Annotated in this window: 16 protein-coding genes; 5 read left to right on the forward strand and 11 right to left on the reverse strand. The window is 43.7% G+C overall.

The window, feature by feature from the left end; genetic code table 11:
- Positions 1-227 precede the first annotated feature (227 nt).
- From AB4111_RS01785 to AB4111_RS01795, 3 genes are all read right to left on the reverse strand, one after another.
- Entirely contained in the window at positions 228-503 is a 276-nt protein-coding gene (locus AB4111_RS01785) for a barstar family protein (RefSeq protein ID WP_442029961.1), read from the reverse strand.
- Positions 504-517: 14 nt separating this feature from the next.
- Positions 518-952 (reverse strand): ribonuclease domain-containing protein, encoded by a 435-nt coding sequence (locus AB4111_RS01790; RefSeq protein WP_442029963.1) that lies wholly within the window; start codon positions 950-952, stop codon positions 518-520.
- 196 nt (positions 953-1,148) lie between these two features.
- Complete coding sequence (locus tag AB4111_RS01795; protein WP_442029965.1) at positions 1,149-1,910, reverse strand: alpha/beta hydrolase; 762 nt, start codon at positions 1,908-1,910, stop codon at positions 1,149-1,151.
- 139 nt (positions 1,911-2,049) lie between these two features.
- Here AB4111_RS01795 and AB4111_RS01800 point away from each other — a divergent pair, with 139 nt between their 5' ends.
- From AB4111_RS01800 to AB4111_RS01810, 3 genes are all read left to right on the forward strand, one after another.
- Positions 2,050-2,661, forward strand: coding sequence for a TetR/AcrR family transcriptional regulator (locus AB4111_RS01800; protein ID WP_442029967.1), 612 nt, complete (start codon positions 2,050-2,052; stop codon positions 2,659-2,661).
- A 27-nt stretch (positions 2,662-2,688) separates the two neighbouring features.
- Positions 2,689-3,570 (forward strand): helix-turn-helix domain-containing protein, encoded by an 882-nt coding sequence (locus AB4111_RS01805; protein WP_442029969.1) that lies wholly within the window; start codon positions 2,689-2,691, stop codon positions 3,568-3,570.
- A gap of 108 nt (positions 3,571-3,678) precedes the next feature.
- The gene (locus tag AB4111_RS01810) at positions 3,679-4,959 is read left to right on the forward strand and encodes a glycoside hydrolase family 27 protein (protein ID WP_442029971.1); all 1,281 of its coding nucleotides are present in this window, start codon (positions 3,679-3,681) and stop codon (positions 4,957-4,959) included.
- Between the two features lie 67 nt (positions 4,960-5,026).
- Here the strand turns inward: AB4111_RS01810 and AB4111_RS01815 are convergent, their stop codons facing one another.
- The 6 genes from AB4111_RS01815 to AB4111_RS01840 all read right to left on the reverse strand — a co-directional run bounded on the left by AB4111_RS01815 (position 5,027) and on the right by AB4111_RS01840 (position 12,397).
- Positions 5,027-6,400, reverse strand: a complete 1,374-nt coding sequence (locus tag AB4111_RS01815) for an MFS transporter (protein ID WP_442029973.1) — start codon at positions 6,398-6,400, stop codon at positions 5,027-5,029.
- Between the two features lie 68 nt (positions 6,401-6,468).
- Complete coding sequence (locus AB4111_RS01820; RefSeq protein WP_442029975.1) at positions 6,469-7,059, reverse strand: TetR/AcrR family transcriptional regulator; 591 nt, start codon at positions 7,057-7,059, stop codon at positions 6,469-6,471.
- A gap of 185 nt (positions 7,060-7,244) precedes the next feature.
- Entirely contained in the window at positions 7,245-7,643 is a 399-nt protein-coding gene (locus tag AB4111_RS01825) for a hypothetical protein (RefSeq protein ID WP_442029977.1), read from the reverse strand.
- A gap of 134 nt (positions 7,644-7,777) precedes the next feature.
- Positions 7,778-8,506: an amino acid ABC transporter ATP-binding protein gene (locus tag AB4111_RS01830; protein WP_253435581.1), complete on the reverse strand. Its 729-nt coding sequence runs from the start codon at positions 8,504-8,506 to the stop codon at positions 7,778-7,780.
- Positions 8,499-9,947 carry an amino acid ABC transporter substrate-binding protein/permease gene (locus AB4111_RS01835; RefSeq protein WP_253435578.1) on the reverse strand — a complete coding sequence of 483 codons (1,449 nt, stop codon included), beginning with the start codon at positions 9,945-9,947 and terminating at the stop codon, positions 8,499-8,501. The genes AB4111_RS01830 and AB4111_RS01835 overlap by 8 nt, the downstream gene beginning before the upstream one ends.
- 344 nt (positions 9,948-10,291) lie before the next feature.
- Entirely contained in the window at positions 10,292-12,397 is a 2,106-nt protein-coding gene (locus AB4111_RS01840) for a serine hydrolase domain-containing protein (protein ID WP_442029980.1), read from the reverse strand.
- A 281-nt stretch (positions 12,398-12,678) separates the two neighbouring features.
- Between AB4111_RS01840 and pdxR the strand changes: the two genes are divergently transcribed.
- On the forward strand, positions 12,679-14,109 hold the full coding sequence (gene pdxR, locus AB4111_RS01845; RefSeq protein ID WP_442029982.1) for a MocR-like pyridoxine biosynthesis transcription factor PdxR: 1,431 nt from the start codon (positions 12,679-12,681) through the stop codon (positions 14,107-14,109).
- 45 nt (positions 14,110-14,154) lie between these two features.
- The gene (locus AB4111_RS01850) at positions 14,155-14,775 is read left to right on the forward strand and encodes an NAD(P)-dependent oxidoreductase (protein ID WP_442029984.1); all 621 of its coding nucleotides are present in this window, start codon (positions 14,155-14,157) and stop codon (positions 14,773-14,775) included.
- 134 nt (positions 14,776-14,909) lie between these two features.
- On the opposite strand, the gene glyA is transcribed toward AB4111_RS01850, so the two are convergent.
- Positions 14,910-16,154, reverse strand: coding sequence for a serine hydroxymethyltransferase (gene glyA, locus AB4111_RS01855; RefSeq protein WP_442029986.1), 1,245 nt, complete (start codon positions 16,152-16,154; stop codon positions 14,910-14,912).
- Positions 16,155-16,179: 25 nt separating this feature from the next.
- Positions 16,180-17,385: a benzoate/H(+) symporter BenE family transporter gene (locus AB4111_RS01860; RefSeq protein WP_181155406.1), complete on the reverse strand. Its 1,206-nt coding sequence runs from the start codon at positions 17,383-17,385 to the stop codon at positions 16,180-16,182.
- Positions 17,386-17,402 lie beyond the last annotated feature (17 nt).

A 17,402-nucleotide genomic window follows, 5' to 3' on the forward strand; every position in this document is an offset into this window, starting at 1 on the left:
GTTGGCTATGGAGTAGTATACGCTTACATATTCAACTGTTAGTGTACGAGTACACTCCCGCCTAACCTATTCCATGCTTAAAGTATAAGGAAGTCTACTAACCCCAACCTTGATTATTAAGCCATGAAATAGCATGATCTAGACATGAGTTTGAGTAGAGTCTGAGTAGAATCTGAAGACCAAAAAAGCGATGGTTGCCCATCGCCTCATCACACCAAACATACTTTTCAGTAATATAATTCCAACGTAAATCCTTGGATCTCCGCTTCAACTTCCCGCAACAATTCCATGACTTGGTCAGCGTAATCTCCAAGAATTTCTTTGCTCTTCTCGAAGCCAAGCCATTGAACGGTAAGCGGCATGCTTACAGCCCCGGTTAAGACATCCCACAGCGCGTCCAGATTTCCTCCGTAGTTCTCGTCCAACTCAAGCTGATTCCGAAGTACTTGATGCAATTCTTCCTTGCTGTGAATGTGGTATCCGTCAATCTGAATATTGCTCATATTAGTTCCTCCATTTATTTTAACTGTTCAAATGACTTGTAATGATCTGTCGTCTTATAGATTAGACCGTCATTCGAATATAGAATTCGGTCGCTTCCGCGCCGTCCTCCTGAGTAATTTATATCGGCTTCATACCATATCCGGCCTTTTTTGTTGGGGAGCAGTCCTTCCCGGTTTCTGAACACGTCGCCGCCAATGCTTTTACCTGGAGCCACTTCACGTAAATTCCCTTCACTTGGTTCCCATCCCAGATCACTGGCCTCTTTCTTGGTGATATAGTTGGGTGGGAGCTCTTTATACTCCGAGATATAATTGGCAACCTCATCAAATCCCATATCCTCCGAAACTTGAGGTGATCCGATATCAAGCACAGACTCTGATGTACAACCGGAGAACAATAATGCAGCGAGGATGATCACTAACGTGTAAGCAAATTTTCTGAAAAACATAATCTTTTCTCCTTTTGATGTTCTTGCTCTTGCTGTCTTCCGTTTATAAGCCTATCATTGAATTGAAATTCAATCAATAAAAGCAGTTAACCCTGCTCCACTGAGGCACAGCCGTATCCTTCAACAAAAAAAGCCGCTAAAATAGCGACTTTAATCGTACCACGAATCATTACCATTCAGCACATAGTTGATTATATTATTTTAATTTATCCATCCAGTTCCGCAATGCTACGACAACCTCTTCCAACTGCTCTTCTTCCGTAATAGCAGGCTGATTGTCTCCTTTTTGCATGCCATATGAGCCAAATTGACCGTGATTTCCACCCTCAATACTTACATATGTCGTTTTTTCCGGAAGATTTGCTTTGGAGTTCTCCCAGTCTTCCCAGTTAAGTACTCCGTCGTCCGAGCCTGTAATCTGTAAGATAGACAAGTCCGTATTCTTCAAGCTCCCCCCTTCATCTGCATAGGAAGCCAAGAAAAAGACGCCTTCCAACTTCTCATTGTGCTCAGCAGCATATCGTGATGCAAATGATCCTCCCAATGAATGGCCGCCAATTACAAATGCTTCATCGGGATGTTCCTCGATAAAGGAATTAGCCTTGTTTTGACCGAAAATCGCCAAGTTTATTGGCATGTTCGCGATATATACCCGGTGTCCCTGTTCTACCATTTCTCTGGCAAGTGGAGAATAACTTTCAGGTTCAACCAGACCGCCCGGATAAAAAATAATATTCGGTTCAGTTACCTCTACACCCACGGGTTCAAACCGGTAACCGTCCTTAATCTTGGTGACATTAACCTGTGCATCACTTGTCATTGCCGCTTCAGCTCGTTCAGAAGGACTATACGTAACCGAATTAAGATATACGAAAGCTCCGGCTACGATGATAACGATGGACAAGATTGTCCATATGATTATCTTCTTCCATTTGTTTGTACGTTGTGCTGTTTTCAATCCTAAAACCACCTTGTTATGAGGATAATGTGTTCTCTTTTTTAACTCTCCATAAATTATACTTACCGGTAAGTATAATTACAAGGTGATTTTGCTAACTATCGTTATTTGTCATAAAATATCCATGGAGGGAAGTCTAATGACAGAAAAATCATACAAACGTTTGCCAGGAAGACCCAAACATGGCGACGACGATATCTCAATTCAGCAAACCATTATTCATACAGCTTCAAAGCTATTCATGGAGTATGGCTACGAAACAGTCACACTTCACCAAATTGGCAAAGCATGTAACGTGTCCAAACCAACCATTTATTATCATTTCACCAGCAAACCAGAGCTGTTTAAAGTCGCGTTTACAACGATGCTTCAGAATGTGAGCCGGTTAACATCGCATATGCTCGATCAAGCCGAGAATCTGGAGTCGGGGCTTGTGCGTTTGGCAGAGGCCAGACTGGCCAATCCACATGCAGAGATTGTAACGATGCTTCGAGAAGCTGAGCCTTTTCTTGACCATGCCCAAATTCAGGACATACGTGAAGCAGAGCATCATATTCACGAAGTGTTAGCCACTCATTTTCAACGGGCAATGGATGCAAACAGACTACGGACGGACGATCCGTTTTTCCTGGCAGAGACCTTCTCGACCATGATGCTAATGGGTAATCGGGAAGATAACCTGCGTAAATATGGTTCCAATTTTTCATTAGGTCAGAGACTAGTGGATATTTTCATTCGCGAAGCGCAGTAAAAATTCAGGGCAACAAGGAGAACTGACATGAATATCCCTAGAGGTACCTATGGGTTTCGATTCGCCGAAGACAAAGAGCTCCAACTGTGTGTACTGTATGCGGCTGGATGTGATTCAATAACCGATCCTTCTTATCATTGGGATGGACTCGAACGTTCGGACGGGCCTCTCCTGTTATTCCAATATACAATCTCAGGTGAAGGTGTATTTGAGTCGAATAATCGCATTCATCATGTTTCCGCAGGACAAGCTTTTTTGGCAGAAATTCCAGGAGCACATCGCTATTACTATGATTCAGCATCAAAAGAACCTTGGGAGTTTCTGTTCCTGCTGTTCAGGCCCACTCTTATTCTGCCCCATTGGCGAAAATTCCTTCGGGAAGCGGGAGAAGTTCCCTATCTTCCCGCTGACTGTACACCCATCCGACTGTTGCGGATGATCGTGACTGATGCGGCGGCAGGCAGAATCACTGATCCTCTGATCGCATCATCCAGCGTATATCAGTTCATGACAGAATTGACTCGATTACAGAAAACAACATTGCACAACAGGGAGAATTGGTCTGAAAACATTCAAATAGCCGTTGAATACATAGAAAACAACTACTCCAAGATGATCAGCATCGATCACCTTGCCGAGCATGTTTCCCTTTCCAAATATCACTTTATACGTCGCTTTTCCTCCAGTACAGGCTTGACTCCAGGTACTTATCTGACCCGTGTACGTACCGAGAAAGCATTGGAACTGCTGCGCGGAACCACTTTTAGCATTGAAGTCATCGCCGAACAAGTTGGCTATTCCAGTGGAAGTTATTTTATCAAAGCTTTTCGCAGTATAACCGGGGTTACACCAGGTGAATTTCGTAGCGGCGGTGAAAGCCTTGTATACCGTAAATTGTTCTTTGACTAACCGCAATATTTTGCTATTCGACACTCAACATTACTGTAGATATTAATAAAATCCTTTATTATGATGAATTTAGTGAGAGCAATAATTAATCAGTAGAGGAGTATTCCCATGAATCATACGCTTGCAGCATCCACTCCACCGCTTGGCTGGAACAGTTGGGATTGTTACGGCGCGGCCGTTACGGAAGACGAAATTCGTGGCAACGCCGAGTACATGGCAGAACATCTTAAAGACTTCGGCTGGAGTTATATTACGGTCGACATTCAATGGTACGAGCCTTTGGCCAATTCTTCGCAATATCGTCCGTTCGTTCCACTAATCATGGATGAATATTCAAGGCTTATGCCTGCTGAGAATCGGTTTCCCTCCGCTGCGGGTGGACAGGGATTTAAGCCGTTAGCCGACTACGTTCATAGTCTGGGGTTGCAATTTGGCATTCACATCATGCGGGGTATTCCACGTCAAGCTGCACATGCCGGGACTTCGATCCTGGGCACCACCGCCACTGCACGCGATATTGCTCATCCAAACTCCATCTGTCCGTGGAATACGGATATGTATGGTGTCGATAGCGCAAAAGAAGGCGCACAGGCCTATTACGATTCGCTCTTTGAACTATATGCACAATGGGGCGTCGACTTGGTGAAGGTAGATGATATTGCCGCTTCCAGGCTCTATGATACTCATCAGCCCGAGATCGAGATGATATCCAAAGCGATTGAGCGCTCCGGGCGACCCATGGTACTAAGTCTCTCTCCTGGGCCTGCTCCGGTGGAATACTCGGAATTCTTAGCCGAACATGCGAACATGTGGCGTGTCACGGACGATTTCTGGGACCTTTGGCCGCTGCTATTGGATATGTTCGACCGCTGCCGGACATGGCAGGGCGTTCCCCAAGCAGGCTGCTGGCCAGACTGTGATATGTTGCCTTTGGGTCATATCGGTATCCGTTCTGTAGATGGTGGTGGAGCGGATCGCTGGACTCGGTTCACGCCTGACGAGCAGTTGACGATGATGTCACTGTGGAGTATCTTCCGTTCCCCGCTCATTTTTGGTGGTGAACTGCGAGATAACGATGACTGGACACTATCCCTGTTGACCAATCGTGAGGTTCTGCGAATGCATCGCGAGAGTTACGGAGCCAAAGAAGCCTTACGTAAAGACGATCTTATTGTGTGGGCTGCCCAGCATGCGGATGGTTCCTCTTACGTCGCTGTGTTTAACATCGGTGAGAATACTCTACCTGTGGATCTGTCCATTGATGAGCTCGGACTGTCCGGCATCACCGAAGGTACTGAATTGTGGAGCAGAGAAACAGCTGAATTTACGGAGAATTCCTTAGTTACGACTGTGCCAACACACGGTGTACGTCTTTATCGGTTTTCTTAAGCTTCAATAAGAAAAAGAGAGGTCTGTCATTCATTAGACAGGCCTCTCTCTCATTTCAAGTTCATCGTTAAGATGCACTCGAATGATGAACAGTTTTGGACTTACGCCCAAATTGCAGCATATATAGCATGGTCATCGCAATAACAAACAAAGCGAGCACAATAAAAATATTACTGTACACAAAAGCTGTCTTATCTTGAATCAAAGGGTTCAGTTGAAGCGTGGTTTTTCCCCCGTCAAGCACCTTTCCTAGGGCAGCAGTAGACACAGACACTGCAATGAAGTTAAACATGGATAGCAACCCCATCCCGATTCCAATTTGCTCTTTGGGAAGCGTCTGAGCAATGGTATTTGAGACTGCAATTTGCATATAAGACTGACCCAGAACACCAAAAACAAGAAAAAAGGAAATCAAGACAGGTGTAGCACCTACAACTAACGATAAGCTTATAAAACCAACAACAAGTAGTGAAGATGCCGTATATAGTAGAAAAGGATTCCCTTTTTCATCCGCAAGCCTTCCACCTCTACGCCCGAGAAGTGCAGCTACGAGCGCAGAAGGTAGCATAATGACACCTGTCCATGCTGGGGATAGACCATGTACTTCCGAGAGCAATTGTGGCGTAGTAAATGGAATAGCAGGACTGATAGCGACCAGAAGGAATGCAATTCCCATTCCAGCTGAATAGGCCTTGTTTTGAAATACAGCCGGTTTTACAAACGGCACTTCCGCATAACGAATACGCATGATGAACAGTATTAATAAGACCATTCCTGTTAATAGGAACCATGCATTAGATTGGGTTAATGAGAGCAACAGTGCAGCAACCGTTCCTGCTAATAACGCTCCACCCAAATAATCCATTTTTTCACTGCCGCCTTTTTCTTCATCCAGGTATTTTCGATAAAAAGGAAGCGTAGCAAGAGAAAGTAGTGGGATTACAAAAAGAAATTCCCAACTTAAAACGCTCGATACAAATCCGGCCACGATCGGAGCAAGGGCATTTCCAAGCGCTATACCAATGGCAGAGGTACCCAAGGCTTGCCCCCGTTTCTCCGGTGCGAAGTATCGAACGGGAATAATCATGGCCAAGGCAGGTATGACCGCTGCACCAGCTGCCTGTACGATCCGTGCGATAATAACCATCCAATACTCTGTTGCCACAATCCCCAGAAGAGAGCCTGCTGCCAATATCCAAAGACCAAACGAAATTAGAACCTTCATGCTGTATTTATCGGTAAGTTTCCCGTAAGTCACTGTACCAATCGCATATACAACTAAATAACCTGTAACGATCCAGCTCGCTTGAGAAGCAGTAAGTTGGAACTCTTCACCAATCACAGGTAATACAACATTAAACATCATTCCATTCATGACTGATATAATCAGTGTAAAAACAAGAACACGGAGTAATAACGCTTCTTTATTGGTGTTCATCATACTCTCCTCAATTCTTTTGGATATATTTAGTCTGTCAGTACTTACTGTCATTAAAAAACTTAAAAAAACTAGGGAGTTAATGCCCTAGTAAACGTCCATACACTCTCTGTAATAATGCCTTCCAATGAGAGCCCTGGAAAAAGCACTTCTTCTTCGAGATTATTTATGAATACACCATAATTCAATGACATGAATGAAAAAGCTTGCAGTTCAGGATTGATTTGAACCAACTTTCCTTTATCATACATGATATTAAAGTAATTGGTTAGAATAACCAAAAGTTGTTGAGGATGCTTTACCGTTCTCTCTCTATAACCGGGTAGATTCTCTACTTCTTTCAGGCTAATCATAAACAATTTGCGGTTACGGTTCATGATATTATGATATGTCTTGCTGATCAGCAACAAATCTGTATACAGATCCCATACGAGTTTTTCATTGAAGATCCTTGCCATCTCTTCTGCATAATGATATTGGTCAAAGGCAGTCTCTAACAAGTTTTGTTTAGTTTTAAAGAGACGAAACAAGGTTTTCTCACTTAGTCCGGCTGTTGCAGCTATTTCCTGTGTCGTCACACTTTTATAGCCTTTTTTTGAAATTAAATCGATGGCCGTCAACATTAATTTCTCTTTACTGCTAAGATTGCTGCTGATGGACATGTCTATATCCCTCCTTCCTGTATGTCAGTAGTCACTGTCATTGATGCAATGTTAACTAAAGAACTTTTTATTGTCAAGGTGTATTTCCAATAGCACTTGGAAGCACAAAAAAAGCCGCTAACTTAGCGGCCTCGAAGGAAATATGATCATATATCTTTTATTTCCCATTTTTGGGGTAATCAGAATTATACGTTTTTCCGCCCATGATCAGTCTCTATTCGATAGTCATGGGGGTTATCCATGGCTTGAACGGCCAGATGAAATGCTTTTATTCTTCTTTCCAGAAGAGTCTTTTGAGGGCTACCTTCTTTGGACTTGGCATACATGCTCTCAAGGGATGGAAACAATCCAATCAAGACAAGACGGGCTTCTGCTATATCTTCCTTCGTGTATGAATGAGCTTTTTGATCCCAGTGTTTATCCAACAGTGCTAGACCAATGTAAAAAGCTTGGAGACGTTTCTGTAGCAATGTTGTGTTATTACTATTCTGAGTCATATTCACTAAGGCATTTTCCGATTTGCGGATGGTTGATTGAAAGGCTTTGATGGATTCAAGTTGTTCTTCATGTGATACGTTTTCCATGGAGTACAGACCTCACTTTCTTGCTTGATTTGGTATTCAAATATATATTAAATTAAATCACCTCATAAATATAACAAAAAAAGCCGCTAAAACTAGCGACTTTCAATGTGATAACTGTATAGTCTTGATCAGTTCTAGAGTACCTTTTCCAAAAAGCTGATCGTCCGTTCATTCTTCGGACTTCCAAATATCTGTTCAGGGGTACCCTGCTCGACAATATAACCACCGTCCATGAAGATGACGCGATCAGCTACTTCACGTGCAAAACCCATCTCATGAGTAACAATGATCATCGTCATGCCCTCGCTCGCAAGATCTTTCATTACCCCCAGAACTTCGCCTACCATCTCTGGATCAAGCGCCGAAGTCGGTTCATCAAATAACATCACATCCGGGTTCATGGCAAGCGCACGAGCGATAGCAACCCGTTGTTTTTGCCCACCCGAGAGTTGACTGGGGAAACTATCCGCTTTATCAGACAACCCGACACGATCGAGTAGGCTAAGGCCCGTTTTTCGAGCCTCTTCTGCGTTTAAAACCCCTAATTCTCTTGGCGCAAACGTTATATTTTTCAAGACGTTAAAATGAGGGAATAAGTTAAAATGTTGAAATACCATTCCGATATTTTCACGCGCTTTATTAATGTTGGTTTTAGGATCATTGAGATCCTGATCATCCACGATAACTCGACCAGCTGTGATATCTTCCAATTGGTTGATGCAGCGCAAGAAGGTACTTTTTCCTGAGCCGGAAGGCCCGATGACACAGACCACTTCACCTTCGCTGACAGCCACATCAATTCCCTTAAGAACCTGATTTGTGCCGAAACTTTTTTTCAAACCTTCAACTTTAATTTTAGCCACGACGAACCTTCACCTCCAGATAATCAGCAATTTTGGTCAGTGTGATGATAACAATCAAATACATAACAGCAACCGTTAACCAAATGTCAAAAGAGGAGAACGTTCTTGCAATTACAATTTTACCCGATTGTGTCAACTCTACGAGACCAATAACGGATAAGATTGACGTATCCTTCAGCGTGATAACCATCTGGTTAATGAAGGACGGAATCATAACCCGCACTGCCTGCGGAATGACAATCTTAATCATTGCTTTGCGATAAGGAAGTCCCAATGAACGGGCAGCTTCCATCTGACCACGATCAATCGATTGAATCCCGCCTCGGATAATTTCGGTTACATACGCCCCTGCATTCAGACTAAGTGTCAGAATAGCCGCCAGGAACAATGGCATCGTGAAACCCATCGCCTGTGGAATCCCGAAATAGATAAAGAATGCCAGGACAATCAACGGAATGCCGCGGAAGATATCCACAAATACGGTGGCAACACCACGAAGGAATTTGTTCTGTCCCACTTTCATAAATCCGAAAATCAGACCGATGATAAACGCGAAGAACAGGGACACAATTGTGTATATAAGTGTGTTTCCCAGACCTTTAAAAAGTGCAGGAAGAGATTTCTGAATGAGCTCCCAACGACTCTGATTAGCAACAGTCGGAGCGTTCTCACCAAGATATTTCTCGGTAATGCGCTTATATTCACCATTAGCTTTGATATTGGCGAGACCTGTATTAAACATCTCCAGAAGCTCCTGGTTTTTCCCTTTGCTTACTGCAAATCCATAAGGAGCCCCTTCTTCTTTGTCAGTAACAATTTTCAAGCCGTTTTTCTGATTGACCCCATAAGCCAGCACAGGATAATCTTCAAAGCAGGCTACGGAATTACCGGTTTTTACATCTTCATACATTTGGTAGGACTCATCAAACGGAACGATCGTAAATCCATACTCTGAAGCAATGGACTCTGCAAAACTATACCCTTCTGTTCCGGTTTTTACAGCTACCTTTTGTCCACGAAGGTCTTCATAACTCTTGATTGTGTCATTGTTGGCACTTACCCCCATAACGACACCTGATTCAAAATAAGTATCGGAAAAATCAAATTTTGCTTTTCTTTCATCCGTAATACTCATCCCTGCAATGACACCATCAACCTGATTGGCTTCAAGTGCCTGCACAGCTGCATTAAAACCCAGAGCTTTGATTTGATACTTGAAATTTTGGTCTTTGGCGATGGCATCCAGCAAATCCATATCGATACCTACAAAATCACCATTCTCATCTTCATATTCGAATGGAGCAAATGTGACATCAGTTCCAATAACATAAGTTTTACTGGAATTGGATGTTGCAGCGGCTTCCCCCGCCCATCCTGATAGACCGCTCACCAGGAGCAGCATCAGTGAAAGTATAAAAAATGAGATCTTCGTTGTTTTCATGTGTCCTCCCCGTCTCGGTGTTGTCCGAATAATCATTATTTTCTTTGGAATCGGTATTACTGTTATGCTTCTTGTCGATCTTCTGCACATTTGATTGTTATTATTTACTGTATATTAACAATCAATGCTTTGCCTTTCCACTTGCAACATTTTCCTCCGTCATTTTTTTCCAACCAGTAAAAGCCCTCTTAATACTTACCCTCTAGGTTAGCTATGCGAAACCCAATATTACATTGTGGATCTCATAAAAAGGTACATTTACTTTAAATCCTATTATTTAAAATTTAAAACTCAAAAAAGCCGCGATTTCCGCGACTTTTTGTTGTACAGTTTTTTATCATCTATTAATTTTCTCTGGTTGTCAATACAATCTCGAACTTCGAACCAGCTTCACCCGCGAACACAATGGTTCCGTTCTCAGGCAATACAATTTCATTTTTTCCACTGACCACTGTATGATTAATACCTACACCTGCTTGGTCATATACAGCAAATGCGCTGTTTGAAGACATCTTGACCGTCATTTCTTTACCTGCGGCCGATGCCGGAATTGAGTACCATGTAGCATGACCATTCGCTTGAATTGTTGTCTTCGAATATCTTCCCGCATAGATCGGTTTTATGATTTCTTGAGCAGCGTAGACATTGCCTCCGGCAGTAACGTATTCCACGCCATTTTCCTCATAGAAATTGAACTCCATCGTGTCACGTCCGGCTACTCCAGGAATTTGCAATTGGTTTACGGCTTGGTTAGCTCCAATAATTTTATTGGTATAGATATAACCAGGCAGCTCATTAAAAGTATGAATGGGAATGCTCGGCATAGCTGCGTTGTACAATGTTGATGTGTATTTTTCATTGACCAACACGTACGCTTTGCCTTCCCGTTTCTGCCATGCGGCCTTTACTTCTGCAGACAATTCATTAGTTTCAAGCTTTTCTGCCTTATATTCCGAGGAAGCAACTTGTCCGAGTCCGGGAACAGACTGATACGAGCGAGACCACAAGTATGTGTTTCCGTTGACTTCCTGAACGAATTTAAGCTTTTCCGTACCCTCATCATTAATGAATGAGCCATCAGCACTGTAAGTATATGTCTGATCAGGGCTGTTAGGAGACGACAGATAAGATATCGTCATTTGTCCGCCATCCTTCACGGTCAAGTTCATTAACATGTTTGCACCACCGCCATACGTACCCGTATGCTGTGTAAGTTCCTTCGGCATGGTTGTTTTTACCGGTGCGCCATGTGACTTCTCCGGCTTACGCTCTGGAATAATATTCTTTTCCTCAAGCGCACCAAGCAACAGTTCAGTTGCCAGCAATTGATCCGTTGAGCTGTGACCACCCGAAGAGGTTACGGCAGCAGCCATATTATATTCCGGTAACACAATCAATGAGGAATGATAGGTTATCGTATTGCCACCTTTGCTTATTGCCTGGATGCCGTAATCATTAAAAGGAAACAGGTTCACGCTATCCCATCCCAGGCCATAGCCAATGGATGAATCCCCTTCTTCCGGCCACATACCTCTCTTGTATTCTTCCTGTTCCATGGCGTCTACAGATTTCTGTGAAAGAACAGATTCATCCTCACCTGTAAAGATTTTCGAGAATTGAACCAGGTCTTCTGCGGTGGAATAGATGCCTCCTGAGGCAATCATATTTGTAGTCTCTAATGGAAGTTTCTCCTCTTGTGACGGGGAATATGTTGCTGCCATCTGGCTAAGGTCCACAATATCCTGCGGTGTTTTAGTATGATCCATCCCAAGTGGTTCCGTTATGTAACGGTGCATGAAAGTGGTGAAACTCATGCCGCTGACGCGCTCAACCAGAATTTCAGCTAATGTAAAACCATCATTACTATACACCGAGTATGCACCAGGATCAGCCTTCAGATGTTGCGTTCCCAATTGTTCCAGTAACGTATCATGTGCGTAGGTATCATAATCTCCAAACAGGATTGCACTGTTACTTGACGTTCCGAGAAGTCCGGATGAATGATTCAGGAGCATACGTGGTGTAATCAGCTGGTAACGTTTGTCTTTCATTTTAAAGTCCGGAATATACTTCGCGACAGGCTCATCAAGATCGATTTTGCCTTGGTCCACGAGCTTCATTACGGCGGTTGTGAGCACCATTTTGCTAGTTGAACCAATGCCATACATTGTTTCAGATGAAAGCGGAATGTTGTTTTGCAGATCATTTTTGCCTGCCTGACCGGAAATTACAATCTCGCCTTGATCCATCAGTGCGTACTGCACACTTGTCGTAGCGTATGATTCGGTAAGTATCTTCGCCTTAGCACTTGCTGCCTTTTTAGTTACATCATACGTAGGGCTACTACCGTTACTGGTAGCGGGTGTGGCCATGGCCGACATTGGGGATATCATCGCAAGCACCAAGGTTATAGCGGCGATAGAAGTTCGTTTCTTTCGTGTCAATCTCATCTTCTCCTGTCTAGTCTATGGATTAGGGATCTCTGTGGTAGTACTCCCGTAGTGTAACTGAAGAAGATGAACTGTCTGTGGCTTGAATATGAATCGAGTATGAACCAAGCAGGATCAACCCAAATAGGTTGGACACACGGTATAAATCGCTTTAGTCCAGCTTTTGTTTTGTTTACAAATTAAACTTTTGCTATAATGGTATATCAATCAATGGAGTGCCAATAACGTCCACAACACATAAGTAAATGCAATCCATAACGCCCCACATTGGAGTTGAATTTATGCTAAAAGTGAATCGAGATGACCCTCGCCCGATCTGGCAGCAACTTTTGGATCAAGCGATTCAACATATTACAACCGGAAAATGGAGACCAGGTGAATTGCTGCTCCCATCACGTGAACTTGCTCAATTAATTGGTGTTTCACGGTCAACCATACAGATTGTCTACGAGGAATTATTCAGCCGAGGGTATACGGTAACTTCCCGTCGGGCCGGGACAAGGGTTAGTGATTGGACATACGCCCCTCGTTCATCAGAAGACGTCACAATGCAAGGGCCTATTCCGCCCGAACTGCCTTCACTAAACGAATCGATTGGTCATCTGCATCGTTGGTTCGGCAATAGAGACAATCGCAAGATCGAGATAGATTTTAATCCCCACGAGCCTTATCTGGATGAAAGTTTCACAAAAGCCTGGAGGCAATCTTTTTTACAAGCTTCCACTGAACCCAATCTGGATCTTTGGACTTACGGTGATGCCAGAGGCTTACTGGCGTTAAGAGAGCAGATTCAGCGTTATTTGTCACTTGAACGAGGCATTCATATCGAAGTGGATCAAATCTTGTTAACATCCGGTGCACAACATAGCATTGATTTAATCGCTCAGGCCCTCTTAAGTGAGGGAGACAGAGTTTCCGTAGAAGATCCCGGCTTCCCTGCTGCTTGGATGGCGATGAAACACCGCCGGATGCAAGTCGATTCCGTTCCAGTCGATGAGTATGGATTATGTGTAGATCGTATTCATCAACAGACTAAACTCGTATTTGTCACACCTTCTCATCAATGCGCAGCAGGTGTTATTATGTCAGAACCTCGTAGGCAACAATTAATGCACATGGCAGCTCATCATCGATATTGGATTGTTGAGGATGACTACGATAGCGAGTTTAGGTACCGTGGCGATCCGCTTCCCACTATATTCAGTCAGCAACCTCAGAATACGCTGTATATGATGAGTTTTTCCAAAATGGTTGCACCAGGCATTCGACTATCCGCTATCGTCGGCCCCAAAATAGCCATCGATCGCCTTACCCAAGTTCATGAATTAACCTATCGTCATCTGCCGATTATGGAACAATTAACGCTAACTCATTTTATTGAGCGTGGTCATTTTATGCGCCATATGAGAAGAGTTCGGAACATATATCGACGCAGACACGAAGTCATGACAAAAGCCATTGTTGCTTCTGGGCTAGGCTCACGATTTACATTAAGTGGTGTGGAAACGGGATTACATATGCTTCTAGAATCTGAAACGTCATTTGACGAAGAAGCGCTGACGAATGCTGCGCTTGATCAAGGTGTGCGCGTGTATCCGCTTAGTAGGTATTGCTTGGAGAGTCATCGAAAAGGATGGATATTAGGTTTTGCGAAAGTGAATGAGGATCAGATTAAGGAAGGCATACATCGACTCGCAAAGATTGTATTATGATGGAGAACATGCTCTCCAATCGGATTCGAAAGGATGTTTTTTTTAGTGAAAATTTTAGTGTTAGGAGCCACCGGACGGGTTGGAAATCATTTCGTCTCTAATGCCCTACGTTCCAATCATCATGTAACTGCACTGGTTAGAAGCCCGGAAAAGCTACAAATCAGCGATGAAAATCTCGTTATGTATCAAGGAAACGCGTTAGTCAGAGAGGATATTCATCACGCCATACAGGGTGTGGATCTCGTTGTTAGTTCCTTGAGTACCGATGGAACAACTACATTATCGCAATCCATGAGATTGATTGTTGAGGCCATGGCTCAGGAGCATATCAAAAGAATCATTACCATTGGTACAGCAGGAATATTGGAAAGTCGAACGGATCCAGGCTTGCTTCGTTTTCAATCCCCCAGTTCCAAACGCAAGTCAACTCGAGCCGCTGAAGAGCATCTGAAGATGTACAACATTCTCAAGGCCTCCGAGTTAGAATGGACCATCGTGTGCCCTACCTACTTATATGATGGAGAATCTCTAGGTAAGTACCGGGTTGAGCGTGACTATTTGCCTGACGGCGGAACTTCTATATCTGTTAACGATACTGCGGAGTTTGCCTATCAGCAATTAATATCTGATGAGTATGTACAGTCTCGTGTAGGGATAGCCTACTAGGGCGTGTCTTAAATGTTACTTACGGTATATCTCTTCTGTTCAAAAAAGTAATTTTCAATGTAAGCAAGCAAAATAAGAGCCTGCAATTGTTATCCATCAGGAACAATTGCAGGCTACATATATGTCTGCTGTTACTATTTAAGGTCTTCATATAGAGGGAATTGCGAAGTGATTTCGCGGACACTGCCTAATATCTGATTTTTCACCTTCGAACTCTTTGGATTTTTGAAAGCAAGCCCTATAAGCTGACCGATTTGTTTCATTTCCCTGACTCCAAGTCCTCTGGACGTCATAGCCGGAGTCCCAAAGCGAATACCGCTCGTGACCAATGGGCTTGCCATATCGTGAGGGATTGCATTTTTATTTGCCGTAATCCCTGCTTCATCAAGTATGGCTTCGGCTTCTTTGCCTGTAAGGTCGATGGTTCGTAAGTCAACCAACACCATATGATTGTCGGTTCCCCCTGATACAAGGGTGAGTCCTTCATTAATTAATGTTTCTGCCAATACTTTGGCGTTATCCAGAGCACTCTCCATATATGTGGTGAAATCGGGTTGTAATGCCTCACCGAATGCCACCGCTTTCCCCGCTATGACGTGCATGAATGGACCACCCTGAATTGCCGGGAATACAGCTTTGTCGATCGACTGTGCCCACGGCTCCCGGCACAAAATAGCTCCCCCTCGTGGTCCTCGTAAGGTCTTATGCGTGGTAGTTGTAACAAAATGTGCATGTGGTACCGGGTTAGGATGCAAACCTGCGGCAACAATTCCTGCTATATGCGCCATATCTACAAAGAAAAGCGCTCCCACTTCGGCGGCAATCTGGGCAAATAATTCAAACTCAATGGTCCGCGGGTATGCACTTCCACCTGCAACAATCATGCGTGGACGATACTTATAAGCAAGTTTACGTACTTCGTCAAAGTCAATGCGGCCCGTCTGTGCATCGACACCATATGGAACAAAATTGTAAAACCTACCTGAAAAATTAACAGTACTTCCGTGTGTTAGATGACCACCTTGGGATAGATTCATGCCAAGTATTGTGTCCCCAATCTCAACCGAGGCAAAATATACTGCCATGTTAGCCTGAGAACCGGAGTGAGGCTGCACATTCGAATGTTCAGCGCCAAAAAGTGCTTTAAGGCGACTATTTGCTATCTCTTCGACTGTATCGACATGCTCACATCCGCCATAATACCTTCTGCCCGGATACCCCTCCGCATATTTATTGGTCAATACCGAACCGGTTGCTTCCATCACAGCTTGACTTACAAAATTCTCTGATGCAATCAGTTCTATCGTATCCTGCTGCCTTCCAAGCTCTTGCTGGACAGCCATTCCTATTACTTTGTCTTGCTTCTCCAAATGTTTCATGAACATCTTCCTCTCAATATTACGGTTATTTATTCGTTCCAAATTGTTTTTTGGGGAATTTACTATTCATCAGTAGATGTGCCATCATTCCTGCAAACAGTCCCCAAAATGCACCACCCACACCAAGCAAAGTCACATTCGCTGCTGTCGCCAAAAACGTAATCAATGCAGTTTCACGTCCCTTAGGGTCCGTTAATGCATTGGCAAGACTGCCACCGATGGTTCCAAGTAAGGCCAATCCCGCTAATGTTGCAATAAAAGTAGCAGGAAGAATCAAAAACAGAGCAGCCAATGTTACGCCAAAAATGCCGACAAAAATATAAAAAACACCACAAGCAATACCTGCAATATACCGCTTCGTTGAATCCTCATGTGCATCTTTCCCTGTACAAATCGCTGCTGTAATAGCTGCCACATTAAAAGCATGTGATCCGAATGGGGCTGCAAGAAGCGAACCCAAACCTGTTACAGCTAAAATAGGATTGGCACTTGTCTTGAATCCATCATTACGCAGAACAAGCATTCCGGGCATATACTGCCCTGTCAAGGTAATAATGAACAGCGGTAACGCAACGCCTAGTAAAGCATTTAACGAAAATGCTGGAACAACAAATACAGGCGATGCTACAGCCAATTGGATCGTACTGAAGTCTGTTTTCCCCATACATATCAAATAAATCAAACCGATTGCCAATATGCCAACAATGGCGTAACGGGAAGTAAACCTTCTTAGCACGATATAGCCTGCAAACAGTACAATCACAAGCAAAGGATCTACCTTCGCCCCTCCAAAGGCCGAAATACCAAACTGTAGTAAAATGCCAGCTAACAATCCGGAAGCGATGCCTGGGGGAATAAGTCGAACGAAACGTTCAAACATGCCTGACAAACCTAAAATAATAAATCCGACTGCTGAAATCATGTAAGCGCCAATAGCTTCTGGATAAGGGGTTACCGCTAATGCTGAAACGAGAAACGCCACACCCGGTGTAGACCAGGCTGTAATAATCGGTTCCTTGTACCGATAACTGAGCCAAATTCCTGTCACTCCTACCCCAATCGAGATGGACCAAATCCAGGAAGCGGTCATTTCCGGGCTTAAACCAGCCACTTTTGCAGCTTGAAAAACAAGAATAAACGTACCCCCGTAATTCACAATTACGGATATTAAAGCGGCGATCATAGGCGATATCAAATCACGGCCACGTAACGAAGGGGATGCTGTCTTCATATTTAACACTACCTCTC

Origin of the sequence: Paenibacillus sp. 2KB_22 (genome assembly GCF_052115745.1) — a bacterium.
Lineage (GTDB): Bacteria > Bacillota > Bacilli > Paenibacillales > Paenibacillaceae > Paenibacillus.